This window comes from Krasilnikovia sp. MM14-A1259 (assembly GCF_047159535.1).
Taxonomy (GTDB): Bacteria; Actinomycetota; Actinomycetes; order Mycobacteriales; family Micromonosporaceae; genus Actinoplanes.
Window position 1 is genome coordinate 1,365,126 of sequence record NZ_BAAGAJ010000002.1, and the last position, 24,672, is coordinate 1,389,797.

A 24,672-nucleotide genomic window follows, 5' to 3' on the forward strand; every position below is an offset into this window, starting at 1 on the left:
GCCCCCCACAAGGTGGCGACAAATGCCCACCATCAGCTGTTAGGGTGCGCAGCGCGGCCCGCCCGCAGGTCCCCGTCCGGCCCGTCGGCTGGATAGATTCGTCCTCCGAACGACGACGTGGGTGACCGGCGATAGGGCGGACATGCGGATACTGCTGGTGGAGGACGATCTGCGGGTTGCCGCGGTGATGGCCTCGATGCTGCAGCGCCGGGGGTACGAGGTCGAGCACGCCGCGACAGCCGCCGCCGCCCTCGCGGCCGCCCCCTGCGACCTGGTCCTGCTCGACCTGAATCTGCCCGACGGCGACGGGGTCGACGTGTGCCGCGCCCTCCGGGCCCGCAACGCGCACCTGGGCATCATCGCGGTGACCGCGCGCGGGGAGGAACGCGACCGGGTCACCGGCCTGATGGTGGGCGCGGACGACTACGTCGTGAAGCCGTTCTCGATGGCCGAGCTGCAGGCCCGCATCGTGGCGCTGCTGCGGCGTACCGACCGGCAGGGGCCGCCGCCCAGCGAGGTCGTCGTGGTGGGGCCGCTGCAGATCGACCACGCCGCCCGTACGGTGCTGGTGGATGCCGAACCGGTCACGCTGACCCGCAAGGAGTTCGACATCCTGGCCTCGCTGGCTCGCCGCCCGGGCGTCGCGTTGACCCGCGAGCGGATCATGCTGGACGTCTGGCAGACCACCTGGAACGGCCGGCACACGCTGGAGGTGCACGTGGCCTCGCTGCGGGCCAAGCTGCGCCGCCCCGACCTGGTGCAGACGGTTCGCGGGGTCGGCTACCGTCTGCACACCGGCTGAGGGGGCGGCGTGCGCAGGCGACTGATGATCATCTACTTGCTGCTGCTCTCGATGGTGCTCATCGCCCTGGAGGTGCCGCTGGCGGTGTCGCTGACCAACTCGGAGACCGACCGCGTCCAGGCGGACCGGCTCGCCGACGCGACCCGCTTCGCGTCCCTGGCGGCGCCGGCGATGCGGACCGGTGAGCTGGAGTCGCTCATCGACGAGATGCGCCGCTACCACGAGCTGTACGACGTGGGCACGATGCTGGTCGACCAGGACCAGCAGGTGCTGAGCGTGTTCGGGTCGCCGCTGGAGGACACGGACAGCGCCGAGACCGCGATGCGGGGCGCGCTCGCCGGCCGCGAGGTCGGCACCCCCAACACCTTGTGGCCGTGGAGCAGCCGCGACCTGGTGGTCGCGGTGCCGGTCAGTGACGGCGGGGCGGTGCTGGGCATCGTGCTGACCGCCTCCCCCACCGGGCACAACCGCCGTGTCATCGTCTCCACGTGGCTGGAGCTGAGCCTGGTCGGCCTGCTCGCGGTCGTCGCCTGCTTCATCGCCGCCCACCGGCTGGCCGGGTGGGTGCTGCGGCCGGTGACCCGGCTCGACGCGGCGGCCCACGACATCGCGGCGGGCGACAACGACGCCCGGGTCCCGCCCGCGGTGGGCCCGCCGGAGCTGCGCCGCCTGTCGACCACGTTCAACGAGATGGCCGACGCGGTCGCCGACGCGCTGGAACGGCAGCGCTCGTTCGTCGCGCACGCCAGCCACCAGCTCCGCAATCCCCTCACGGTGCTGCGGTTGCGCCTGGAGGACCTGGGCGAGCACATGGAGCAGGACCACGCGCGGGCGGACCACGAGATCACGCTGGCCGAGACCGACCGGCTGGCGGACGTACTGGACGGGCTGCTGGCCCTGGCGCAGGCCGAGCGCGGCCGGCACAGCGTCGAGGTGGTCGACGCCGTGGCGCTCACGCTGGACCGCTGGGTGGCCTGGCTTCCGCTGACCGAACGCCGCGACATCGACCTGGTCACCCTGGTCCCGGAGGAGGCACAGTACGCCCGGCTCGTCGCGACCGCCCTCGACCAGTCGCTGGACGCCCTGATCGACAACGCGCTGAAATTCACGCCGGCCGGTGGCCGCGTCGAGGTCGAGGTGGCGTCGCGCGACGGCGGGGTCGAGGTGACCGTACGCGACAACGGGCCCGGGATGACCGAGGAGCAGTGCCGGCTGGCCACGGAGCGGTTCTGGCGCGCCCCCGACAAGCAGAACGTCGACGGCGCCGGCCTCGGCCTGTCGATCGTCATGGTGCTGGTCGAGGCGTCCGGGGGACGGTTCGCGCTGGCCCCGGTGCAGCCGCACGGCCTGGCCGCGCGGATCTGGTTCCCGGCGGCCTCCCCCGCCGAACGGGCCGCGGCGGTGGCCGAGCCCGTCGGGGGTCAGACGGCCCCGGAGGTCCCGGTCGCGGCGGAACGCGACGGCGCGGTCACGGCTTGACCGACCGGTAGTAACGCGCCGCGCCCGGGTGCAGCGGAACGGGCTCGGTGGCGATCGCCGAGCGGATGTCGAGCCGTTCCGCCGCCGGATGCGCCGCCGCCAGCACGTCACGGCGCTCCATCAGCAGCCGGGCCAGGTCGAACGCGAGCTCCTCGCGCATCGCGGACGACACCACCAGCAGGTTCGGTACGGCGATCGTGGCCACGGGCGGGGTCTGGTAGGCCGAGATCGGCACGCTGCGCACCACGTACACCTCGCTGTAGGTGCTTCGCAGGTCGCCGACCCACTTGGACAGGTCGACGATCCGGTATCTGGACTGGCTGTTGAGCTGCTTGATGCCCGCGACCGGCAGCCCGCCGGAGAAGAAGAACCCGTCGATCTCGAACCGCGACAGCGCCTGCAGGGAGTCGTCGAGGCCCAGTTCCCGCCGGTCGATCACGCCGGATTCGGACATCTGGGCGACGGCCAGCAGCCGCCCGACGGTGACGGCCGTGCCCGAGCCGTGTGCCCCGACGGACACCGTGCGGCCCTTGAGGTCCTCCAGCGTCTTGATCGGGCCGTCCGCGCGGACCACCAGGTGCAGCAGGTCGTCGTAGACCCGGGCCAGCGCGGCGACCCCCGGGGTCGAGCCGGCCCCGGAGACCAGCACGTCGGCCTGGGTGAACCCGACATCCGCCTGGTTACTGGTGATCAACCGGACGTTCTCGGCGGACGCGGCGGTCACCATCACGTCGGCCTGGGTCGCCGGGAGCTCCCGCGTGCTGAGGCGGCCCAGGGCGCTGCCGATGGCGTAGTAGACCCCGCTGGGGCTGCCGGTCGCGATGCGAATGCGGCGACTCTCCGGGGTCCGTCCCACGCAGGCGGTGAGCGTCATCGTGGCCAGACCGGTCAGCACGGCGCGACGCGACGCGGTCAGCGTCCGCAGCGGTCTGCTCTGGAAGGCCACCCGTTTCCCCACTGCGCGGCGTCGGAGTCTGCGCAAGTTTCTCTCAAAACCCGGGGGTAGGTGTACCGGCCGAACGGTCTGATCGGCCACGGTATCCCGAAATCGCGGAAGGGATCTGTCGATGGATCACGAACGGGTACTCGCCGGCGCGGCACCGCACGCCTTCGAGTCGGCCTGCCTCGTCCAGTGCGCGGACATCTCCCGGCTGCCGGGGCGGCGCCGCCCGGAATGGCGCGACGTGCTCGTCCCGGGCCCCTCGGACGACACGGCATTCGCCGAGTTCGACCAGCGCGACGCCGCCCTGCGGCTGGCGGCGCTGCTCACCGGCCTGGGCTGCGCCGCCGGCGTGGAGGGGCGTAGCGGGGGCGGCCGGCGGCGCTATCACGTACACCGGGTGCTGGTGCCCGAGACGCGGCGCCCCGCGGCGGTCGTCATGCTGGGGGCGGCCTGGCGCCAGGGGCGCCTGGCGCTGATGTGCAACGAGACGCTCGGGTCGTCGGCGCGGGCCAACGCCCGCCGGGCCACCCTGGCCCAGGCCGCCTGGCGCGCCGCGCTGCTGGCCGGGGGCCGCCGGCGCCGCGCGGGCCTGCTCGGGGTCCGGCTCGGCGACCACGAGATGGCCGGGATCCTGGTACGGGCCGCGCGGCTGATGGGCGTACCCGCGGAGATGACCAGCCGGCCGGGGTGCCTTCAGGTGACCGTGCCCGCCGAGATCACGCAGATGCTGCCCGCCCCCGCGCGCGCCGCGGCGCCCGCCGACCACGGGCAGCGCGATGCGATGCGGTCGCTCATCAACGCGCCCAAGCCCGCGCTGGCCTCGTCGGCACAGCTCGACCGGCGCCCCGACTGGGACCTGGTCCTGCCGCCCCATCGCTAGACCGACCGGGCGGCGCGGTCCTTCACAGCGCCCACTCGTTCGACCGCTCGGTCAGCCGGCGGTGGACCAGGGCCACCGCGGGATGGGCCAGGCCGCCGACCCGGGTCGCCACGTACAGCGTGTTCAGCGGGTGCACCCGCGGCTGGTGCAGCAGCTCCACCGACCCGGCGGCGAGCGCCTGTTCCACGACGTAGCGCGGCAGCACCGACACCCCGGCGCCCGCGACCACGGCGGCCAGTACCGCCCGCAGGTCGGGCACGACGACCGCGACCGGGTTGGGCGGGCGCCGCCCGAACTCGCTGCGCCAGTACCTGCGGATGATCGGCAGTTCCTCCGCGTACGCGACCAGCGGCAGGTGCGCCAGCGCCCGCAACGGCTCCGCGCTCAGCGCACCGGCGTCCACCGTACGGGCCAGGCCGGGCGAGCCCACCAGCACGAACTCCTCGTCGGCGAACGCCGTGGCCACCACGTTCGCGAGCTGCGGCCGTACCGCCGAGACGACCATGTCGAGACGGCCCGCCGCCAGCCCCGCCAGCAGGTCGTCCGCGAGTCCCAGCGTGATCCGCAGTCGCAGGCCGCGCACCGCGAGCGGGGCGAGCACCGGCATCATCCGCAGAGCCGTCAGGTCCGACGGGCCGGCCAGCGACACCGTGCCGCGATAGCCGGCCGCGTCCCCGGCGGGCGCATCGACGGCCTGGCGAAGTTCGTCGATGTGGGTGCCGATCCGGGCGGCGAGATCGAGGCCGCGTTCCGTCGGGACCACACCGCGCCGGGACCGGTCGAACAGCTGCCCGCCGACCTGGTGCTCCAGGCGTGCCAGCTGGCCGCTCACCGCGGCCTGGGACAGCCCGCGGCGCGCCGCGGCGGCCGTGATCGAGCCGCTGCGGTAGATCTCCAGGAAGGTCGACAGCAGGTCGAGGTCCGGCACGCAAGCCTCCATCCATCAGATTTGTGATGGTAGAACCCCGGGTAAGGGAAGGAATCGCGAACCTCGAAGGGTTGCATCGGGGCGACGCACGAACACGTGCGCCACGACGAGGAAGAAGGCTCACCATGGCAAGGATCCTGATGGTCGTCACGGGCGCGGACGGCCTGACACTGGCCGACGGGACGACCCACCCCACCGGCTTCTGGGCGGAGGAGGTCGTGGCGTCCCACCGGGCCTTGCGGGAGGCGGGCATCGAGGTGGACATCGCCACCCCGGGCGGCGTACCGGCCCCGGTGGACCCCATCAGCCTCGACGAGCGCGGTGGGGTACCGCAGGCCGCCGGCGCGGAGTTCCGCGACTACCTGGACGCCATCGCCGACGAGCTGGCCAAGCCGCTGGTCCTCGCGGATGTGGCGGCCACGGACTACGACGGTGTCTACCTGCCGGGCGGGCACGGCCCGATGCAGGACCTGGCCCGCGACGCCGACCTCGGCCGGCTGCTGGCCGACGCCGACCGCACCGGCAAGATCGTCGCCGCGCTGTGCCACGGACCCGCGGGCCTGCTCAGCAGCACCGGCGGGCCGAACGGCACCTTCACGTTCGCGGGCCGCAGGCTGACCGTCTTCACCGACGACGAGGAACAGCAGGGCGGCCTCAAGGACGCGACGCCGTACCTCGTGGAGAGCAGGCTGCGGGAGCTCGGTGCCGTCGTCGAGGCGGGACCGGCATGGTCGAGCACGGTGGTCGTGGACCGCAACCTCATCACCGGACAGAACCCCCAGTCCAGTGCCGCCACCGCACACGAGGTCGTCAAGTCACTCGCCGCACGCGGCGTGGCCTGACCCGCGCGCGGGCCGGCCGCCTTCCCGGCGACCGGCCCGCGCTCAGCGACGGTGTTGCCGCGGGCCAGGGCGGGCGCGTGCACCCGGCGCGCGCTCAGCCACGGCGTCGCCGCAGACCGGGGCGGGCGCGTGCGTGCACCCGGCGCGCGCTCAGCGCGGCGGCACCCGGACCGGATCGGCGCGCCAGATCCGGTCGCGGTAGTCGGCAACCGTCCGGTCGGCGGAGAAGAACCCGCAGGACGCGGCGTTGAGGATCGACATCCGCGTCCAGCGGTCGGGGTCGCTCCAGGCCGCCGCCACCGCGTCCTGGGCGTCCAGGTAGGAGCGGTAGTCGGCCACGGTCAGGTACTCGTCGCGGCCCAGGACGCTGTCCAGCACGTCGCCGAAGCCGGCGCCGTAGCGGCCGCCCGCGATAGCGTCCAGGGCGGCGGCCAGTTCCGGGTCGGCCCGGGCCAGCTCCCCCGGCCGGTAGTCGCCGCGGCGCATCTCGGCCGCCTGCGCCGCGTCCAGGCCGAACAGGAAGAAGTTGTCCGCGCCGACCCGCTCGCGCAGTTCGATGTTCGCCCCGTCCAGGGTGCCGATGGTGACGGCGCCGTTGAGCGCGAGCTTCATGTTTCCCGTACCGGAGGCCTCCTTGCCCGCCAGCGAGATCTGCTCCGACAGGTCCGCCGCGGGCACGATCAGCTCGGCCCGCGACACGTTGTAGTCGGGCAGGAAGACGACGCGCAGGCGCCCGGCCACGGCCGGGTCGGCGTTGACCACCGCGGCCACCGCGTTGATGAGCTGGATGATCCGCTTCACCGCGTGGTAGCCGGGCGCCGCCTTGCCGGCGAACACGACCGTACGGGGGACGTCCGTGCGCGGGTCGGCGCGCAGCCGGTCGTGCAACGTGACCACGTGCAGCAGCTTGAGCAGCTGCCGCTTGTACTCGTGGAACCGCTTGACGTGCACGTCGACCAGCGCGTCCGGGTCGATCCTGACGCCGGTCGCCGCCCGCGCGTACCCGGCGAGGTCGAGTTTGTTGTCCCGCTTGACCGCGCGCCACCGCCGCTGGAAGTCCGCGTCGTCGGCGAGCGGCGCCAGCGCGGCCAGCCGGCCCAGGTCGGTGAGCCACCCGTCGCCGCCCAGCTGTTCGCTGATCAGCGCGGCGAGCCGCGGGTTGGCCAGCCGCACGAAGCGACGCGGCGAGATCCCGTTGGTGACGTTGCGGAAGCGGTCCGGCCACAGCCGGGCGAAATCCGCAAGCGTGGTCTCGGTGAGCAGCCGGGTGTGCAGCCCGGCGACGCCGTTGACGGCGTGGCTGCCGACCACCGCGAGGTGCGCCATCCGGACCCGGCGCTCCGGCTCCTCCTGGATCAGCGACAGCCTCCGGCGCAGCTCCACATCGCCCGGGAACCGCGACTCGATCTCGTCGAGGTGGGCCTGGTTGATCGCGTACACGATCTCCAGATGGCGTGGCAGCAGCCGCTCGAACAACGCGACCGGCCAGGTCTCCAGCGCCTCGGGCAGCAGCGTGTGGCAGGTGTACGCGAACGTCCCACGGGTGATCGACCAGGCGGTGTCCCAGTCCAGCTCGTACTCGTCGATCAGTAGCCGCATCAGCTCCGGCACCGCCAGGGCCGGGTGGGTGTCGTTGAGCTGGATCACGTTCTTGTCGGCGAACGCGGCCCAGTCGCTGTTGCGCAGATGGAACCGGCGCACGATGTCCCACACCGCGCAGGAGACCAGGAAGTACTGCTGCTTCAGGCGCAGTTCCCGGCCGAATTCGGTGCTGTCCGCCGGGTACAGCACCTTGCTGATGTTCTCCGAGCGGACCACCTCCTGCACGGCCTCGGCGGACCGGCCGGCCGCGAAGTCGGCCAGGTCGAACGCGTCGCTGTCGGCGCGCGCCCGCCACAACCGCACGATGTTGACCGTCTGGGTGCCGTAGCCGGGCACCAGCAGGTGGCTGGGCTCGCCGAGCACGGTCTCCTCGGGGATCCAGCGCCGCCGGCCCGCCACCTCCACCACCCGGCCGTAGAAGCCGACCGGCTGCCGGTCGTCCTGCTGCGGGAACTCCCAGGGGCTGCCGTCGAACGCCCAGTCGTCGGGGCGTTCCACCTGGGCCCCGTCGACGATGGTCTGCCGGAACAGGCCGAGGTCGTAGCGGATGCCGTAGCCGACGGCGGGAATGTCCGCGGTCGCCAGCGCGTCGAGCAGGCAGGCGGCGAGCCGTCCCAGGCCGCCGTTGCCGAGGCCGGGTTCGACGTCGTAGTCCGCCACCTCCTCCAGCGACAGGCCCAGTCCTTTGAGGACGTCGCGAGCCACGTCCTCGGTGCCGGTGTAGAGCAGGTTCTGACGCAGCTGGCGGCCCAGCATGTACTCGGCGGACAGGTAGTAGACGCAGCGCGGGTTGGCCGCCTGATGGGCCGTGGCGGTACGGGCCCGGCGATCGACGAGCCGGTCGCGGACCGTGACCGCCAGGCTCTGGTAGACGTCCTGGGTGCTGGCCGACTCCATGGTCGTGCCGCGCTCGAAGTACAGGTTGCTGACCAGGTCCCGTTCGAAATCCGCCGCGGTGGTGCCGATGGCACGCAGGGCCGGTTCGTGCGGCAGGTCCATGACGATCCTCTCCTCGACGGTGGATTTCTTCGACTTTCCTCGACGAAGCGCCTGTCACCCGCGTGTACGGCGGTTCGCCGGCGCCGGAACACTGCGGGAACCTCTGCCACGGCGTACCAGATCGGCGGCGGTCCGGCTGTCCAGGATCAGGTCGGAGATGTAGCCCGCGGTCAACGCGGCGACCAGTCCGGGCACCTTGCCCGCCCCGGCGGCCACGCACACCGAGCGGCGCGACCGGGCGTACAGCGACAGCGGCGGCCCGCTGGAGCGGCGGTTGATCGGCAGGTCGCCCGAGCCCTTCTCGTCGTAGAAGACCGTCCCGATGTCACCGACCACGCCGGCGCCGCGCAGGTCCCGCACGTCGCGTTCGCTGAGGAAACCCGCGGTGTAGATGTGGCTGGCCGGGTCGCCGACCAGCGCGCCGGTGCTGAACACCAGCAGGTCGGCGCTCTCCTGCAGGGCCAGGATCTGCCGGATGCTGCGCTCCTTCCAGAGGGCTTCCTTGGTCTCGGCGTGGTCGAAGAACGCCGGCACCGGGAACAGGTGCGGGCTGCCCGCGAAGTTCTCGGCGAACCGCACCACGATGTCCGCGGCGTACGCGAGGCCGAAGTTCGCGCTGTTGCCGGCGCCGTTGAGCTGCACGACCGCGAGATCGCTGACCGGTTTGGGGTTCAGGTAGTCGATCAGGCTGCTGACCGTGTTGCCCCAGGCGATGCCGATCGTCATGCCCGGCTCGACCATCGCCGCGACGGCGTGGGCGGCGTACCGGGCGACCGCGGTGTTGATTCGGCCGCTGCTGGCACCCGGCTGTACCCCGATCACCTGGAACCTGACGTACGGGAACCGGGTCACCAGGTCCGCGGTGAGTCCGGTGGACGCGTCGGCGGTCTCGTGCACCCGCACCTCGACCACCCCTGCCTCCCGCGCGTACGCGAGCAGCCTGGAGACCGTGGACCGCGAGACGCGCAGGTAGTCGGCGATCTCCTGGGTGGACTGCCCCGCCCCGTAGTACATCCGGGCCGCTGTCACGGCCTGCGCCCGCCGCGTCTCTGCCATCCCTGCCTTGCCGGGTATCGCCGGATTGCTCCCCTGTCGGGACAGCGTAGTCGAAATGTCGATGGGCATGGATGGGTGGCGGGGCGGGCGTCCGGGGACGACGTCCGCCCCGGCGGCGTCAGCCGATGGCTTTCCAGTTGGCCAGCAGCTTGTCGTAGTCGATGGTCTCGGGCCGGCCACGCTCGTCGGCCAGCTTCGGGACCGGGGCGCCTGGCTGGTCGAGCCAGTACCGGGGGTCCACCTCCGGGTTCAGTTTCGGTGCGCAGGCACCGCCGTAGCCGCGGCGCTCCAGCCGGGCCAGGATTTCGTCCTGCTGCCGGGCCAGATTGTCCATCGACTCCTGGGGTGTCGTCTCCCCGGTGACCGCGGTGGCGACGTTCGGCCACCACAGCTGCGCCAGCTTCGGGTAGTCCGGCACGTTGGTCCCGGTCGGGGTCCACTGCTTGCGGGCCGGGGAACGGTAGAACTCGATCAGGCCGCCGTAGTTCTTGGAGTTCTGCGTGAAGTAGTCGCTGCGGATGTCGGAGTCGCGGATGAACGTCAGCCCGGTGATCGACTTCTTCAGCGACACCGTCTTGGCCGTGACGAACTGCGCGTACAGCCAGGCCGCCGCGCGGCGCTTCGCGGGGGTGTTCTTCAGCAGCGTCCACGAGCCCGCGTCCTGGTAACCGAGCTTGTTGCCGTTCTTCCAGTAGACGCCGTGCGGGCTGGGTGCCATCCGCCACTTCGGCGTGCCGTCCGCGTTGACGACCGGCAGTCCCTTCTTGGTCATGTCGGCGGTGAAGGCCGTGTACCAGAACACCTGCTGCGCGACGTTGCCCTGGGCGGGCACCGGGCCGGCCTCGCTGAAGTTCATCCCGGCCGCCTCCGGCGGCGCGTACTTCTTCAACCACTCGATGTACTTGGTCAGCGCGTACACCGACGCCGGGCCGTTGGTGTCGCCGCCGCGGCTCACCGACGACCCGACCGGACGGCAGCCGTCCACCCGGATGCCCCAGTCGTCGACCGGAAGTCCGTTGGGGATGCCGGGGTCGCCGTTGCCCGCCATGGACAGCCACGCGTCGGTGAAGCGCCAGCCCAGCGACGGGTCCTTGCGGCCGTAGTCCATGTGTCCGTAGACCTTCTTGCCGTCGATGGTCCCGTTGCCGTTCACCTTGTGGGAGAAGAAGTCCGCGATGTCCTCGTACGCGGCCCAGTTCACCGGCACGCCGAGGTCGTATCCGTACGCGGCCTTGAACTGCCGTTTGATCTCGGGGTCGGTGAACCAGTCGTAGCGGAACCAGTACAGGTTGGCGAACTGCTGGTCGGGCAGCTGGTACAGCTTGTGGTCCGGGCCGGTGGTGAAGCTGGTGCCGATGAAGTCGCCGACATCCAGGGTCGGGGACGTGACGTCGCGTCCCTCACCGGCCATGTAGTCCGACAGCGGGAACACGTAGTCACCGCGGAAGTGGGTGCCGATCAGGTCGGAGTCGTTGACGTACGCGTCGTAGATGTTCTTGTCGCCCTGGATCTGGGTCTGCAACTTCTCGATGACGTCGCCCTCCTGGAGCAGGTCGTGCTTGACCTTGATCCCGGTGATCTCGGTGAACGCCTTCGCGAGCACCTGCGACTCGTACTGATGGGTGTTGAGCGTTTCCGAGACGACGTTGATCTGCATGCCCCGGTACGGCGCGGCCGCCTTGATGAACCACTCCATCTCCGCCAGCTGCTGCGCCTGCGACAGGGTGCTGGGGGTGAACTCCGTGGTCACCCACTTGCGGGCCGCGGCCCGGCCGTCCTCCACGGTGAAGTTGCTCTTGGGGGCGTCGTCGTCCCCGCCGGTGCAGCCGGCCAGAACCAGGCTCAGCGCGGCCAGGGATGCTATCCACCCGCCGATGCGGGATCCGGCCGACGATCGTCGTGACACGGTGACTCCTCCTCGATGTGATGTCATCCCCACCGTCCGATGACGGCCGCGACGAGCACCGCGCACCCCGACCCGAGCCACATCGGCAGGTCGGTGACGGCGATCCATCCAGCCAGCACGACCGCGGCGGCGATCAGTCCGATGTAGAGCCGGTCCCCGCGGTCGGTCTCGATGCGCAGGAATCCGCGTCGGGCGACCGGCGGCGACAGGCGGGCCCACACCCCCATCCCGGCCAGCAGCACTACCAGGCCGATGAACACCGCCGCCGTCGGTACGGTCCAGACCATCCAGTCGAGCACGGTCAGACCCTCCCGAGGGCGAAGCCCTTGGCGATGTAGTTGCGCACGAACCAGATGACGATCGCCCCGGGGATGATCGTCATCACGCCCGCCGCCGCGAGCAGCCCCCAGTCCACCCCGGCCGCGCTGACCGTACGGGTCATCGTGGCGGCGATGGGTTTGGCGTCGACGGAGGTGATCGTGCGGGCGATGAGCAGTTCGACCCAGCTGAACATGAAGCAGAAGAACGCGGTGACCCCGATGGCCGAGCGGATCAGCGGGAGGAAGATGCGCAGGAAGAAGCGGGGAAGTGAGTACCCGTCGATCGCCGCGGTCTCGTCGATCTCGCGCGGGATCCCGGACATGAACCCCTCCAGGATCCACACCGCGAGCGGAACGTTGAACAACATGTGCGCGAGGGCGACGCCGAGATGCGTGTCGAACAGCCCCACGCTGGAGTAGATCTGGAAGAACGGCAGCAGGAACACGGCCACCGGGGCCATCCGGTTGGTCAGCAGCCAGAAGAACAGATGCTTGTCGCCGACGAACCGGAAGCGGGAGAACGCGTACGCGGCCGGAATCGCCACGACCAGCGACATCACCGCGTTCAGGGACGTGTAGACGATCGAGTTCAGGTAGCTCGAATACCACACCTCGTCGGTGAAGAACGTCCGGTAGTTGTCGAGCGTCACCCGCTGCGGGAGCAGCGAGAAGCTGCCGAGGATGTCCTCGTTGGGCCGGACGGACATGCCGAGCATCCACAGGATCGGCAGCATCAGCGTGGCCGCGTACAGCCAGAAGACGGTACGGGCCCACGGCAACCGGGGCCGCTGCGCGCTGGTGGTCACGCTCACCTCCCGGTTCTCGTCAGCACGACGAAGAAGACGAAGCAGACGACCTGCACGAACAGGAAGTACAGCAGCGAGAACGCACCGGCCGGACCCACGTCGAACTGCCCGACCGCGACCTTCGACAGCAGGATGCTCAGGAATGACGTGGCGTTTCCCGGCCCGCCGCCGGTCACTACGAACGGCTCGGTGTAGATCATGAAGCTGTCCATGAACCGGAGCAGGACCGCGATCGTCAGCACCCCGCGCAGCCGCGGCAGCTGGATGTGGCGGAACACCGTCCAGGCGGAGGCGCTGTCGATCTGCGCGGCCTGGTAGTACGGCTCGGGGATCGAGCGCAGACCCGCGTAGGCCAGCAGTGCCACCAGCGGCGTCCAGTGCCAGACGTCCATCAGCAGGACCGTGATCCAGGCGTCGGCCGAGTCCAGCGTGTAGTTGAAGTCCACGCCGAACACGTGATTGACGGTCCACCCGCCGAGACCGATGTCGGGCCGGGCGAAGATCTGCCAGATGGTGCCGACCACGTTCCACGGGATGAGCAGCGGCAGCGCGACGACCACCAGGGCCGCCGACATCGCCCGGCCGCGGCGCGGCATGGCCACCGCGATCGCCACGCCGAGCGGGATCTCCACCAGCAGGACCTGGACGGAGAACATCAGCGTACGCAGGAAAGCGGCCCGGATCTCCGCGTCGCGGGCGACGGACCGGTACCACTCCAGCCCCACGAAGATCCGGTCGGTCGGGCTGAAGACGTCCTGGACGGAGTAGTTGACCACGGTCATCAGCGGGATGATCGCGGTGAAGGCGACCGACGCCACGACCGGCAGGACGAGGATCCAGGCCCGGTTGTCCCTCGGCCGCAGGTCCGCCGGGCGGTCGGTGCCGGGCCCGTCGCCGTCCGGATCGCGGCGGCGCCCGGTGGTGTCGCTCATGCGTCCTCCGTCGCGTCGAGGGCGCTGATCGAGCCGCACCGGACCGCACCCCGGAACAGGAACGCGCGGTCGGGGACGAAATGGAAGTACTCGAGGCTGCCCGGGGCGTACCAGCTGCCGGTGTCCACCTTGGCGGTGAGGTGATGGCCGTGCACCTCCGCGTGCACCAGGTGGTACGCGCCCATGCGATCGATCCCGGTGATGCGGGCGGGCAGGCCCGGCAGGGCCGGGACGGCGGGGATCCGGACGAACTCGGGACGCACCCCGATGCGTGCCGGTCCGGCCGCGAGCGCGCCGTCGTCGCCCACCGCCCGCCCGACGGCGGTGTCCCCGACGCGGACGACACCGTCGACGAGCTCGGCGGGGATCATGTTCATGCCCGGCGAGCCGATGAAGTGGCCCACGAACTCGTGCGCGGGCGACAGGAACAGCTCGGTCGGCTCCCCCGACTGCACGACCGCGCCGTCCTGCAGGACCACCACCTCGTCGGCGAACGTCAGCGCCTCGGTCTGGTCGTGCGTGACGTAGATCAGGGTGTGCCCGGTGTCGCGGTGGATCTCCTTGAGTGTGCTGCGCAGCGTCCACCGCACGCCCGGGTCGACGACCGTCAGGGGCTCGTCGAGCAGCACGGCCGCCACGTCGGAGCGGACCAGGCCACGCCCGAGGCTGACGATCTGCTGCCGCCCCGGGTCGAGGCGGCGCACCCGGCGCGGCAGGTGGTCGTCCAGCCCGAGCAGGCGGGACACCGCGCGCACCCGCCGGTCGACGTCCGCCCTGGCATGTTTGCGGTTGCGCAGCGGGAAGGCGAGGTTGTCGTACACCGACATGCCTTCGTAGAGCACCGGGAACTGGAAGACCTGCGCGATGTTGCGGGCCGCGGTCGGCACCGTGGTCACCTCGCGGTTGCCGAACCAGACGCGCCCCACGGTCGGCCGCAGCAGCCCGGAGATGATGTTGAGCAACGTGGTTTTGCCGCATCCGCTCGGCCCGAGCAGCGCGTACGCCCGGCCGTCGCGCCAGGTCCGCGTCATGGGCTGCAGCGCCCACGTCCGGCCGCCGTCGTAGCTGTGGCCCACGCCGTCGAGGTGGATGTCAGCCACGCCGATCGGCCTCCGCCGCGGGCCGCTCCGGTACGTCGTGTTCCGGGGCGCCCAGCCGGGCGCCGGTGTCGTCGAAGACGAGCACGTGTGCCGGGTCCACGTAGGCCACCGCCGCATCCCCGGGGGTGAACCGGTGCGTCCCGGGCAACTGGGCGACCAGGTGGCGCCGGTCCGCCAGGAGCAGGTGCAGGAACGTGTCGCTGCCGGTCATCTCCGCGAGCCGGACCTCCGCGGAGAACGGAAGGTCGGCGGCGCGGAACCGGTCGACCGCCACGTGATGCGGGCGCACGCCGAGCGTGACCGTGCGGCCGGTGGGGTGCGACCGGGGCACCGGGAAGGAGGCGCCGAGGCATTCGACGCGGCCGTCGCGCACGATCCCGGGCAGGCGATTCAGCGGCGGGTCGCTCAGCGTGGCGGCCACGGCCAGGGTGGGCGGGTCCGCGTACAGGTCGGCGACGTCGCCGGTCTGCTGGACCCGGCCCTCGCCGAGGACCACGGTGGGGGCCGCGAAGACCAGCGCCTCGGCCGGATCCGACGTGGCGTACAGCACCACGCCGGGGGCGTCGCGGAACATGTCCTTGAGGTCCGCGCGCAGTTGCTCGCGCAGTTTGTAGTCGAGGTTCGCGAGCGGCTCGTCCAGCAGCAGCACGTCGGCCGGGCGGGCGAGGGCGCGGGCGATCGCGGTGCGCTGCTGCTGGCCGCCGGACAGCTCGGCGGGTTTGCGGGCGAGCAGGGCGCCGATGCCCATCACGTCGGCGATCTCGCGCACCCGGGCGTCGATCCGGGCGCGGTCGAGACCCGGTGCGAGCCGCAGCGGGGAGGCGATGTTCTCGTACACCGACAGCGAGGGGTAGTTGATGAACTGCTGATAGACGAATGCGACGGAACGCTTCCGCACCGAGGTCGCGGTGACGTCGCGGCCATTGACGATGACACGTCCGGAGGCCGGCGGCAGGAGACCGGCCACGACACGCATCAGGGTGGTCTTTCCGGCGTCCGCGGGACCGATGAGGACGGTCATGCCGGCGGCCAGGTCGAGGCTCACGTCATGGAGCCAGACCTCTCCCCGATGGTGCATATGGACGCGATCGAGTACGAGCGCCACGGCATTCGATCCTCCCTCTCGGAGTCTGATCTTCACGGTCGTGGCGCCCCAGCTTAGGAGCAGGTTCGGCACGGCCGCAATCGCGCTGAAAATACGTGCATCGCCCCGGATCATGATCTGGATCCGTGTGCACCGGGAGGCTCGTCGAAATGCCAAACACATTCATGTACGGCAATGTCAATACGAAGAGGATCACATTTTCTCAGTGATCGGCGGTGACTGCCCGGCGAGGCTTGCCCCCGCATGATCGAATGAAGCGGTGGCCGACATCGAAGAGCTTCTGTTCACACTGGCCGGATTCCGGCGCGAGCGCGAGATCCTGACCGAACGCCGTGCCGAACTGCAGCGGCGCCACGACGAGCAGGCCACCGACCTCGGCGCGCTGCTGCGCCGGTACGCCCTGGAGCAGCGCGACGTGGATCGCCTGGAAGGACTGTCGCTGACCCGCGTGTGGGCCGCGTTGCGCGGCGCCCGCTACCGGCAGGACGCTCTCGCGCGGGAACGCGCCGAGGCCGACGCCGCCCGGTACCGGGCCGCCGAGGCACAGGACCGGCTCGACGCGATCGGGCGTGAACTCGCCGCGGCCGACACGCGCCTGGCCCAGCTCGCCGAGGTGCCCGCCCGGTACGCGGCCGCGATCGACGAGAAGGAGCGGTACGTGCGGGCGGCCGGCGGCGCGTCGGCGGCCCGGCTGCTGGCGCTGGCGGAGGAGCGCGGACGGACCGAGGCGGAACTGCGGGAGCTGGGCGAGGCGCAGCAGGCCGCGGAGAACGCCCGGCAGGCGCTCACCGCGGTCCAGCACAACCTGAACAGCGCCGCGGACTGGTCGGCGTACGACACGTTCCTCGGCGGCGGGATCCTGGCCAGCTCGTTCAAGCACCACCGGCTCGACAACGCCGCGCGGGCCGCCGCGTACGCGGACCGGTGCCTGGCGGTGTTGCGCACGGAGCTTGCCGATGTGGGGATCGTGGCGCCGGTGGGCCGGGTCGGGGTGCGCGGCACGACGCGATTCGTCGACGTGTGGTTCGACAACATCTTCACCGACATGGCCGTGCGCGATCACATCAAGAAGGCCCGGCGCAACGTCGCCGAGTCGCTGCGGATGCTGACCGCGGTGCACCAGGACGTGGCGGCGCGCACCGCGACGGCCCACGCCCGGCTGGCCGAGCTGGGCCGGGCCCGGCACGACCTGCTCAAGCCCTAGGGGGCCCGGGCGGCTCAGGCGGGCAGGCCGTCCAGGCGCGCGAGGACCTGGAGCATTACCTCGTCGGCACCGGCGCCGATCGAGGTCAGGCGGGTGTCGCGCAGCAGCCGAGCGGTCCACGTCTCCTCGAGGTAGCCCATGCCGCCGTGCAACTGCAGGCACCAGTCGGCGACCGCCCGGACCAGCCGGCCCGCCTTGAGCTTGGCGACCGTGGCCATCCGGGTGACATCCTCACCGGCCATGTGCGCCTCGCAGGTGATCAGGTTGTGGCTGCGCAGCAGGTCCACCTCGGCCTGCAGCTCGGCGAGCCGGAACGCGACGTACTGCCGGTCGGCGAGCGGGCGGCCGAACACGGTGCGTTCGGCGACGTACGCGCGGGTGCGGTCGAGCGCGTACTGGCACTGCCCGACCGTCGAGTACGCCGCGAACATCCGCTCCGTGACGAACTGCTGCATCTGCTGCTGGAACCCGCGCCCCACCTCGCCGATCGTGTTCGCGACCGGCACGCGTACCGCGTCGAGCGCCAGTTCGGCGGTGTCGGAGCACCGGTTGCCGAGCTTGTCGAACGTGCGCGCCACGGTGAATCCGGGCCGGTCGGTGGGCACCACGATCTGCGACATCCCCCGGTAGCCGCCCTCGTCGGACGTGCGGGCCAGCAGGCAGATCCAGTCGGCCTGGGCCCCGTTGGTGATGTACACCTTGCGGCCGGTGATCACCCAGTCGTCGCCGTCGCGGACGGCCCGGGTACGCAGGCGTGAGACGTCGGAGCCGGTGTCCGGTTCGGTGACCGCGATCGCGGTGACCGCGGTGCCCGCGATCGCCGGGACCAGGTACCGCTGTTTGAGCTCCGCCGACCCGTACTGGTGCAACGATGGGGTGGCCATCATCGCCTGGACCCCGAGCGCCATGCCGACGCCGGTGGCGTGCATCCGCCCGTACTGTTCCGCGGCGACCAGCTGGAAGCTGTGCTCGGCGCCCTCGCCGCCGTAGGCCGGGTCGTATTCGAGGCCGAGCAGGCCGAGCGCGGCGGCCTTGGGGAACACGTCGTGCAGCGGTGCGCGTCCGGCCGCCTCCCACTGATCGACGTGCGGGTTGATCTCGGTGTCGACGAAGCGCCGCACGGTGTCGGCGAAGGCACGGTGGTCCTCGGTGAGCCGCATCCATCGACCGTAACGACGGCGCCCGGCAGAAACAAGCACGCTTGCTTGTTTTTCTCGGCTGTGCCATCGTCACCCGATATGGACCCTGACGTGCTGCGTGTGGGCAACTGCTCCGGCTTCTACGGCGACCGGGCCGCGGCCATGCGGGAGATGCTGGAGGACGGCGCGCTCGACGTGCTGACCGGCGACTACCTCGCCGAGCTCACCATGCTCATCCTCGCCCGGGACCGGATGAAGGACCCGGCGACCGGCTACGCCCGGACGTTCCTCGCCCAGCTCGACGACTGCCTGAGCCTGGCGCTGGACCGCGGGGTGCGTCTGGTCGCCAACGCGGGCGGCGTCAACCCCGCCGGCCTGGTCACCGCGATCGAGAAGATGGCGGCGCGCCACGGCCTCACCCCCCGCATCGCGCTGGTCCGCGGCGACGACCTGACCGCGCGGGCCCGCGACCTCGGCCTCGGCGCGCCGCTGGGCGCCCACGCCTATTTGGGAGCGTTCGGCATCGCCCGCGCGCTGCGGGCCGGCGCCGACATTGTCGTCACCGGCCGGGTCACCGACGCCGCCCTGACCGTCGGGCCCGCGATCGCCCGTTTCGGCTGGGACCGCACCGACCTCGACGCGCTGGCCGGGGCCACGGTCGCGGGGCACGTCATCGAGTGCGGCACCCAGGCCACCGGCGGCAACTACGCGTTCTTCACCGAGATCACCGACCCGCTGCGGCCCGGCTTCCCGATCGCCGAGCTGCACCGCGACGGCTCCAGCGTCATCACGAAACACCCCGGGACCGGCGGCGCGGTCACGGTCGGCACGGTGACCGCCCAGCTGGTGTACGAGATCGGCGACGCCCGGTACGCCGGACCCGACGTCACCGCCCGCTTGGACACCGTGTCGCTGCGCCAGGCCGGGCCCGACCGGGTGGCCGTCACCGGGGTACGCGGCGAACCCCCACCGCCCGACCTCAAGGTGTGCCGCACCGCGATCGGCGGCTACCGCAACGAGCTGACCGTGGTGCTCACCGGTCTGGACATCGAGGCCAAGGCCGAGCTGTTCCGGCGCCAGTTCGGCGCCGCCTGCCCGACCGAGCCCGCCGAGGTCACCTGGACCCTGGCCCGGCTCGACACCGCGGACGCGGCGACCGAGCAGCAGGCGTCCGCGCTGCTGACCGTGGTCGCGCGCGACCCCGACGAGGCGAGGGCGGGACGGGCGTTCACCAACGCCGCGGTCGAGCTGGCCCTCGCCTCGTACCCCGGCTTCTTCGCCACCACCGCGCCCGGCGGCGCACGCCCGTACGGGGTGTGCACGGCCGGGTTCGTGGCGCAGCCGGTCGTCGCGCACGAGGTGGTCCTGCCCGACGGCACGGTCGAGCAGGTCGCCGCCCCGGCGGTCACCCGGCCGCTGGAACCCCTGTCCGGCCCGGATGCGCCGGACGCGGGACCGGCCGGCCCCGCACGGCGGCTGCCGCTGGGCACGCTCGCCGGGGCCCGGTCGGGCGACAAGGGCGGCGACGCGAACGTCGGCCTGTGGGTACGCGACGCGGCGGCGTACCCGTGGCTGGCCGCGCTGATCACCGAGGACACCGTCCGTGAGCTGCTGCCGGAGGCGGCGGATCTGCCGGTACGGGTGACCCGGCTGCCGAACCTGCTCGCGGTCAACGTCGTCATCGACGGACTGCTCGGGGCGGGGGTGGCCTATCAGGCGCGCTTCGACCCGCAGGCCAAGGGGCTCGGCGAGTGGCTGCGGGCCCGGCACGTCGACATTCCCGAGTCCCTGCTGCCCGATCACCTTCCCGCCGCGCCGCGGCCCGACGACCGGGAGCTGCCGTGACCATCCTGCGGTCCACCCTCGACCCCGCGACCGGCGACGCCCACGCCGCCCGCGAGGCGATGCTCGCCGCGCTCGACGAGATCGCCACCGAGACCGCCCGCGCGGTGGCCGGCGGCGGGACCAAGGCGGTCGACCGGCACCACGGCCGGGGCAAGCTCACCGCCCGGGAACGCATCGAGCTGCTGCTCGACCCGGACGCGCCGTTCCTCGAACTCGCCGCCCTGGCCGGGTACGGCTCCCCGTTCACCGTCGGCGGCAGCGTGGTGACCGGCATCGGCGTGGTCAGCGGGGTGGAATGCCTGCTGATCGCGAACGATCCCACGGTCAAGGGCGGCGCCAGCAACCCGTGGTCGCTGCGCAAGACGCTGCGGATGCACGACATCGCCCGGCAGAACCGGCTGCCGGTGATCTCGCTGGTCGAGTCGGGAGGTGCCGACCTGCCCACGCAGAAGGAGGTCTTCATCCCCGGCGGCGCGGTGTTCCGCAATCTCACCCAGCTGTCCGCCGCCGGGATCCCCACGATCGCGCTGGTCTTCGGCAACTCGACCGCCGGGGGCGCGTACCTGCCCGGGATGAGCGACCACGTGGTGATGATCGAGCAGCGTTCCAAGGTGTTCCTCGCCGGTCCCCCGCTGGTCAAGGCGGCCACCGGCGAGGAATCCGACGACGAGTCGCTCGGCGGCGCCGAGATGCACGCCCGGACCTCCGGGCTCGCCGACCACTACGCCCGCGACGAGCACGACGCCATCCGGATCGGGCGGCGCATCGTCGCCCGGCTGAACTGGCGCAAGGCGTCCGGTCCGGTGACCGCATCACCGCGGGCGCCGCGGTACCCGGCCGAGGACCTGCTGTCGATCGTGCCGCCGGACCTGAAGGCGCCGTTCGACCCGCGGGAGGTCATCGCCCGCCTCGTCGACGACAGCGACTTCGACGAGGTCAAACCGCTGTACGGCACGTCGCTGGTGACCGGCTGGGCGCAGCTGCACGGGTTTCCGGTGGGCATCCTGGCCAACGCCCGCGGGGTGCTGTTCAGCGCGGAGGCGCAGAAGGCCGCCCAGTTCATCCAGCTCGCCAACCAGTCGGCCACCCCGCTGCTGTTCCTGCACAACACCACCGGCTATATGGTCGGTGCGGAGTACGAGCAGAACGGCATCATCAAGCACGGCGCCATGATGATCAACGCGGTGTCCAACTCGACCGTCCCGCATCTGTCCGTGCTCATCGGCAACTCGTACGGCGCCGGGCACTACGGCATGTGCGGGCGGGCGTACGACCCCCGGTTCCTGTTCGCGTGGCCGAGCGCCCGGTCGGCGGTCATGGGGGCACAGCAGCTCGCCGACGTCACGTACCTGGTGTCGAAGGCGTCGGCGCTGGCGCAGGGCAAGCCGTTCGACCCGGACGGCGCCGAGGTGGTGCGGCACATGATCGAGCAGCAGATCTCCGCGGAGGCGATGCCGATGGTGCTGTCCGGGCTCGTCTACGACGACGGCATCATCGACCCGCGCGACACCCGCGACGTGCTCGGCATCGCCCTGTCCGCGATCCACACCGCGCCGGTGCAGGGCTCCGGCTCCTTCGGCGTCTTCCGGATGTGAGGTCACCCATGACTGACGTTCCCATCACTTGTGTGCTGGTCGCCAACCGGGGGGAGATCGCCCGGCGGATCTTCGCGACGTGCCGCAGCCGGGGCCTGGGCACCGTGGCGGTGTTCTCCGACGCCGACGCGGACAGCCCGTACGTGCGGGAGGCCGACGCCGCGGTGCGCCTGCCCGGCGTCGCACCGGCCGACACGTACCTGCGCGCCGACCTGATCGTCGACGCGGCCCGGCGCGCGGGCGCCGACGCGGTCCACCCCGGCTACGGCTTCCTGTCGGAGCGGGCGGATTTCGCTCACGCCGTACTGTCGGCGGGTCTGGTGTGGATCGGCCCCGGCCCGGACGCGATCGCGGCGATGGGCTCGAAGGTGGAGGCCAAGCGGCGGATGGCCGCCGCCGGGGTGCCCGTCCTGGACGACCTCGACCCGGCCGCGGTCACCGAGGCGGACCTGCCCGTGCTGGTGAAGGCGTCCGCCGGGGGCGGCGGCCGGGGGATGCGGGTGGTCCGCCGCCTCGCCGAGCTGGAGTCGGCGGTGGTGTCCGCGTCGCGGGAGGCCGCCGCGGCGTTCGGCGATCCGACCGTGTTCTGCGAGCGGTTCGTGGAATCCGGTCACCACGTCGAGGTGCAGATCGTCGCGGACGCCCACGGCACGGTGTGGGCGCTGGGCGAGCGGGAGTGCTCGCTGCAACGCCGCCACCAGAAGGTGATCGAGGAGGCCCCGGCACCGCTGGTCGAGCGGATCCGCGGCGACCTGCGCGAACGCCTGCTCGCGGCGGGCCGCGCGGCGGCGGCCGCGGTCGGCTACCGGGGTGCGGGCACGGTCGAATTCCTCGCCGACGAGGCGGGCCGCTTCTGGTTCCTGGAGATGAACACCCGCCTGCAGGTCGAGCACCCGGTCACCGAATGCGTCACCGGCACGGACCTGGTCGGGTTGCAGCTCGACGTGGCCGCGGGCCACGCCCTGACCGGCGCCGAACCGGCGATGACCGGCCACGCGATCGAGGCCCGGCTGTACGCCGAGAGCCCCGCCGACGACTGGCGCCCGCAGACCGGCACCGTGGTGACCTTCGACGTCCCGCAGGTCACGGCGACGTTCGCGCATCCCGGGCCGGGCGGGCTGCGGCTCGACTCCGGCGTCGAGAACGGCAGCGTGGTCGGCACCCACTACGACGCGATGCTCGCGAAGGTCATCGCGTACGCGCCGACCCGCGACGCCGCGGCCCGGCAGCTGGCCGCCGCGTTGCGCCGCGCCCGCATCCACGGCCTGACCACCAACCGGGACCTGCTCGTGGCCACGTTGCGGCACCCGGCGTTCGTGGCCGGTACGGCCGACACCGGCTTCTACGCCGCTCACCCGCCCGCCGAGCTGACCGCCGGCACCCCGGCGGCGCCGGCGCTCGGGGCGCTGGTCGCCGCGCTGTCCGACGCGGCCGCCGAACGGGGCCCGCTGCTGCCCGGCCTGCCCAGCGGGTTCCGCAACATCCCGGTCGGCTACCGCAGCCGCACGTACGCGGCGGGTGCCGACGAGATCGAGGTGCGCTACCGGTTCGGCCGTACCGGGCTGGAGGTTGCCGGGATGACCGGGATCGCGCTGGTCGACGCGACCGCCGACCAGGTCGTTCTCGACGTCGACGGGGTGCGGCGGCGCTTCGCCGTGGGCCGGTTCGCGGTGGGCGACCAGGCGCGGCTGGTCGTGGACGGCACGGACTCGTCGATCGAGCTGCGCCGGGTGCCGCGGTTCACCGAACCGGGGTTGCAGGTCCCGGCCGGGGCGCTGGTCGCCGAGCTGCCCGGCACGGTCGTGCGGGTCGGGGTGCAGGCCGGTGACGCGGTCGTGGCCGGGCAGCCGCTGGTGTGGCTGGAGGCGATGAAGATGGAACACGCCGTGCACGCCCCGGCGGACGGCACGGTCACCGACCTGCCGGTCACGCGGGGCCAGCAGGTCGCCCAGGGTACGCTGCTCGCCGTGGTGAAGAGCGGTGACGACTGACGACCTGCTGCCCAAGCAGGACCGCAGCCGCGCCACGCGGCAGCGCCTGCTGGAGACGGCCGTCCGCTGCCTGGCCACCCACGGGTGGGAGGTCTCGACCGTGGGTTTCATCGCCGCCGAGGCCGGCATCAGCCGCGGAGCGGTGCAGCACCACTACCGGACGCGCGAGGCGCTGATCGTCGCGGCGCTGGAGCACATGTTCGAGGAGCGTACGACGCTGCTGGACGCGCTGCCCGACCCGGACGGTTCCGGCCCGGAGCGGGTCCACACCGTAGTCAGCGGGCTGGTCGAGGCGATCGGCGGGGAGCTGTTCCGGGCCGCCCTTCAGGTGTGGACCGTGGCCGCCGCCGACCCGGAGCTGCGCGCGGCCGTGGTGCCGTTGGAGCGTCACTTCGCCCGCGAGGTGCACCGCCGCGCGGTGCGGCTGCTGCGGGTCGACGACAGCGACCCGGACATGCGCGGGCTCATCCAGGCCACGCTCGACCTGGCGCGGGGGCTGGCGCTGGCGGACGTGCTGACCGACGACTCGCGGCGCCGCGCACGCGTCGTACGGGCCTGGTCGACGCAGCTCGCCGCCGCCCTCTCGGGCGCCGCCCCGCCGTCAGCGACCTGAGCGCAGGCCGGGCAGCGCGCACGCCAGGAAACAGGCCGCGCCCGCGCACGTGTTCACGTTGGCGAGCGTCTCGCTGACCATCGCGCCCGTGACGGGCCGGACGTACGCGGCCAGCGCCGAGATGCCGAAGAAGACGCAGCCGAGCAGGTTCACGCCGGGCTGCCACCAGCCCGGTGCACCGCGCGCCGGACGCCAGCCGTGACGCGCGGAGGCCCGGTACACGATCGCCCCGGAGACCAGGAAGCAGATCGAGCCGAACAGGTCCGGCCGCCAGACCAGCCGGTCGTAGCCCGGGCTGGTCAGGGCGGTCTGCACGGCCCGGAACGTGGAGATGTTGAAGAACACCGTGCCCGCGGACTGGATGAGCGCCGCCCACCAGGCCGCCCGTCCCGCCCCGGGTTCGTGGCGGCGTGGTGCGGCGGCCCGCGACTGCAGCGCGCCGCCGGTGGTGAACAGGATCGAACCGACGAAGAACGTGACCGCGTCGGCGGTGGTGCCGACCAGCCCGGCGTAGGCCGGGACGGGTCCGATCAGGAAGCAGATCGAGCCCAGGGCGAACGACAGTGCCATCCACACGGCCGCGGC

Annotated in this window: 21 protein-coding genes; 9 read left to right on the forward strand and 12 right to left on the reverse strand. The window is 72.0% G+C overall.

Annotated elements, in window-relative coordinates; genetic code table 11:
* Window positions 1–142 precede the first annotated feature (142 nt).
* A complete protein-coding gene (locus ACMCNK_RS05800; protein ID WP_412740757.1) occupies window positions 143–802 on the forward strand; it encodes a response regulator transcription factor in 660 nt (219 codons plus the stop codon).
* 9 nt (window positions 803–811) lie between these two features.
* On the forward strand, window positions 812–2,281 hold the full coding sequence (locus ACMCNK_RS05805; protein ID WP_412735368.1) for an ATP-binding protein: 1,470 nt from the start codon (window positions 812–814) through the stop codon (window positions 2,279–2,281).
* On the opposite strand, the gene ACMCNK_RS05810 is transcribed toward ACMCNK_RS05805, so the two are convergent.
* Window positions 2,271–3,155, reverse strand: coding sequence for a TAXI family TRAP transporter solute-binding subunit (locus ACMCNK_RS05810; protein WP_412740758.1), 885 nt, complete (start codon window positions 3,153–3,155; stop codon window positions 2,271–2,273). The genes ACMCNK_RS05805 and ACMCNK_RS05810 overlap by 11 nt on opposite strands.
* 193 nt (window positions 3,156–3,348) lie before the next feature.
* On the opposite strand from ACMCNK_RS05810, the gene ACMCNK_RS05815 reads away from it, so the two are divergent.
* On the forward strand, window positions 3,349–4,104 hold the full coding sequence (locus ACMCNK_RS05815) for a hypothetical protein (protein WP_412735369.1): 756 nt from the start codon (window positions 3,349–3,351) through the stop codon (window positions 4,102–4,104).
* A 22-nt stretch (window positions 4,105–4,126) separates the two neighbouring features.
* Here ACMCNK_RS05815 and ACMCNK_RS05820 read toward each other — a convergent pair whose 3' ends face one another.
* Window positions 4,127–5,032, reverse strand: a complete 906-nt coding sequence (locus ACMCNK_RS05820; protein ID WP_412735370.1) for a LysR family transcriptional regulator — start codon at window positions 5,030–5,032, stop codon at window positions 4,127–4,129.
* Window positions 5,033–5,157: 125 nt separating this feature from the next.
* On the opposite strand from ACMCNK_RS05820, the gene ACMCNK_RS05825 reads away from it, so the two are divergent.
* Complete coding sequence (locus tag ACMCNK_RS05825; RefSeq protein ID WP_412735371.1) at window positions 5,158–5,874, forward strand: type 1 glutamine amidotransferase domain-containing protein; 717 nt, start codon at window positions 5,158–5,160, stop codon at window positions 5,872–5,874.
* 150 nt (window positions 5,875–6,024) lie between these two features.
* Here ACMCNK_RS05825 and ACMCNK_RS05830 read toward each other — a convergent pair whose 3' ends face one another.
* The 8 genes from ACMCNK_RS05830 to ACMCNK_RS05865 all read right to left on the reverse strand — a co-directional run bounded on the left by ACMCNK_RS05830 (window position 6,025) and on the right by ACMCNK_RS05865 (window position 15,640).
* Window positions 6,025–8,475, reverse strand: coding sequence for a glycogen/starch/alpha-glucan phosphorylase (locus ACMCNK_RS05830; RefSeq protein ID WP_412735372.1), 2,451 nt, complete (start codon window positions 8,473–8,475; stop codon window positions 6,025–6,027).
* A gap of 54 nt (window positions 8,476–8,529) precedes the next feature.
* Window positions 8,530–9,531 carry a sugar-binding transcriptional regulator gene (locus tag ACMCNK_RS05835; protein WP_412735373.1) on the reverse strand — a complete coding sequence of 334 codons (1,002 nt, stop codon included), beginning with the start codon at window positions 9,529–9,531 and terminating at the stop codon, window positions 8,530–8,532.
* A gap of 118 nt (window positions 9,532–9,649) precedes the next feature.
* Window positions 9,650–11,437 (reverse strand): ABC transporter substrate-binding protein, encoded by a 1,788-nt coding sequence (locus ACMCNK_RS05840; RefSeq protein WP_412735374.1) that lies wholly within the window; start codon window positions 11,435–11,437, stop codon window positions 9,650–9,652.
* A 23-nt stretch (window positions 11,438–11,460) separates the two neighbouring features.
* The gene (locus ACMCNK_RS05845; protein ID WP_412735375.1) at window positions 11,461–11,736 is read right to left on the reverse strand and encodes a DUF2160 domain-containing protein; all 276 of its coding nucleotides are present in this window, start codon (window positions 11,734–11,736) and stop codon (window positions 11,461–11,463) included.
* A gap of 2 nt (window positions 11,737–11,738) precedes the next feature.
* Window positions 11,739–12,491, reverse strand: a complete 753-nt coding sequence (locus ACMCNK_RS05850) for a carbohydrate ABC transporter permease (protein WP_412740759.1) — start codon at window positions 12,489–12,491, stop codon at window positions 11,739–11,741.
* A 74-nt stretch (window positions 12,492–12,565) separates the two neighbouring features.
* Window positions 12,566–13,495, reverse strand: coding sequence for a carbohydrate ABC transporter permease (locus ACMCNK_RS05855; RefSeq protein WP_412735376.1), 930 nt, complete (start codon window positions 13,493–13,495; stop codon window positions 12,566–12,568).
* A complete protein-coding gene (locus ACMCNK_RS05860; protein ID WP_412735377.1) occupies window positions 13,492–14,595 on the reverse strand; it encodes an ABC transporter ATP-binding protein in 1,104 nt (367 codons plus the stop codon). The genes ACMCNK_RS05855 and ACMCNK_RS05860 overlap by 4 nt, the downstream gene beginning before the upstream one ends.
* Window positions 14,588–15,640 (reverse strand): ABC transporter ATP-binding protein, encoded by a 1,053-nt coding sequence (locus tag ACMCNK_RS05865; protein WP_412735378.1) that lies wholly within the window; start codon window positions 15,638–15,640, stop codon window positions 14,588–14,590. The genes ACMCNK_RS05860 and ACMCNK_RS05865 overlap by 8 nt, the downstream gene beginning before the upstream one ends.
* A gap of 319 nt (window positions 15,641–15,959) precedes the next feature.
* Here ACMCNK_RS05865 and ACMCNK_RS05870 point away from each other — a divergent pair, with 319 nt between their 5' ends.
* Window positions 15,960–16,904 (forward strand): hypothetical protein, encoded by a 945-nt coding sequence (locus ACMCNK_RS05870; RefSeq protein WP_412735379.1) that lies wholly within the window; start codon window positions 15,960–15,962, stop codon window positions 16,902–16,904.
* A 14-nt stretch (window positions 16,905–16,918) separates the two neighbouring features.
* On the opposite strand, the gene ACMCNK_RS05875 is transcribed toward ACMCNK_RS05870, so the two are convergent.
* The gene (locus ACMCNK_RS05875; protein WP_412735380.1) at window positions 16,919–18,064 is read right to left on the reverse strand and encodes an acyl-CoA dehydrogenase family protein; all 1,146 of its coding nucleotides are present in this window, start codon (window positions 18,062–18,064) and stop codon (window positions 16,919–16,921) included.
* Between the two features lie 78 nt (window positions 18,065–18,142).
* Here ACMCNK_RS05875 and ACMCNK_RS05880 point away from each other — a divergent pair, with 78 nt between their 5' ends.
* Genes ACMCNK_RS05880 through ACMCNK_RS05895 form a run of 4 tightly spaced genes read left to right on the forward strand, consistent with a single transcriptional unit; the run spans window position 18,143 to window position 24,087 of the window.
* Complete coding sequence (locus tag ACMCNK_RS05880; RefSeq protein ID WP_412735381.1) at window positions 18,143–19,888, forward strand: acyclic terpene utilization AtuA family protein; 1,746 nt, start codon at window positions 18,143–18,145, stop codon at window positions 19,886–19,888.
* Window positions 19,885–21,483, forward strand: coding sequence for an acyl-CoA carboxylase subunit beta (locus tag ACMCNK_RS05885; RefSeq protein WP_412735382.1), 1,599 nt, complete (start codon window positions 19,885–19,887; stop codon window positions 21,481–21,483). The genes ACMCNK_RS05880 and ACMCNK_RS05885 overlap by 4 nt, the downstream gene beginning before the upstream one ends.
* An 8-nt stretch (window positions 21,484–21,491) precedes the next feature.
* Window positions 21,492–23,474: a biotin carboxylase N-terminal domain-containing protein gene (locus ACMCNK_RS05890; RefSeq protein ID WP_412735383.1), complete on the forward strand. Its 1,983-nt coding sequence runs from the start codon at window positions 21,492–21,494 to the stop codon at window positions 23,472–23,474.
* Window positions 23,464–24,087, forward strand: coding sequence for a TetR/AcrR family transcriptional regulator (locus ACMCNK_RS05895; RefSeq protein ID WP_412735384.1), 624 nt, complete (start codon window positions 23,464–23,466; stop codon window positions 24,085–24,087). The genes ACMCNK_RS05890 and ACMCNK_RS05895 overlap by 11 nt, the downstream gene beginning before the upstream one ends.
* Here the strand turns inward: ACMCNK_RS05895 and ACMCNK_RS05900 are convergent.
* A complete protein-coding gene (locus ACMCNK_RS05900) occupies window positions 24,076–24,663 on the reverse strand; it encodes a hypothetical protein (protein WP_412735385.1) in 588 nt (195 codons plus the stop codon). The genes ACMCNK_RS05895 and ACMCNK_RS05900 overlap by 12 nt on opposite strands.
* Window positions 24,664–24,672 lie beyond the last annotated feature (9 nt).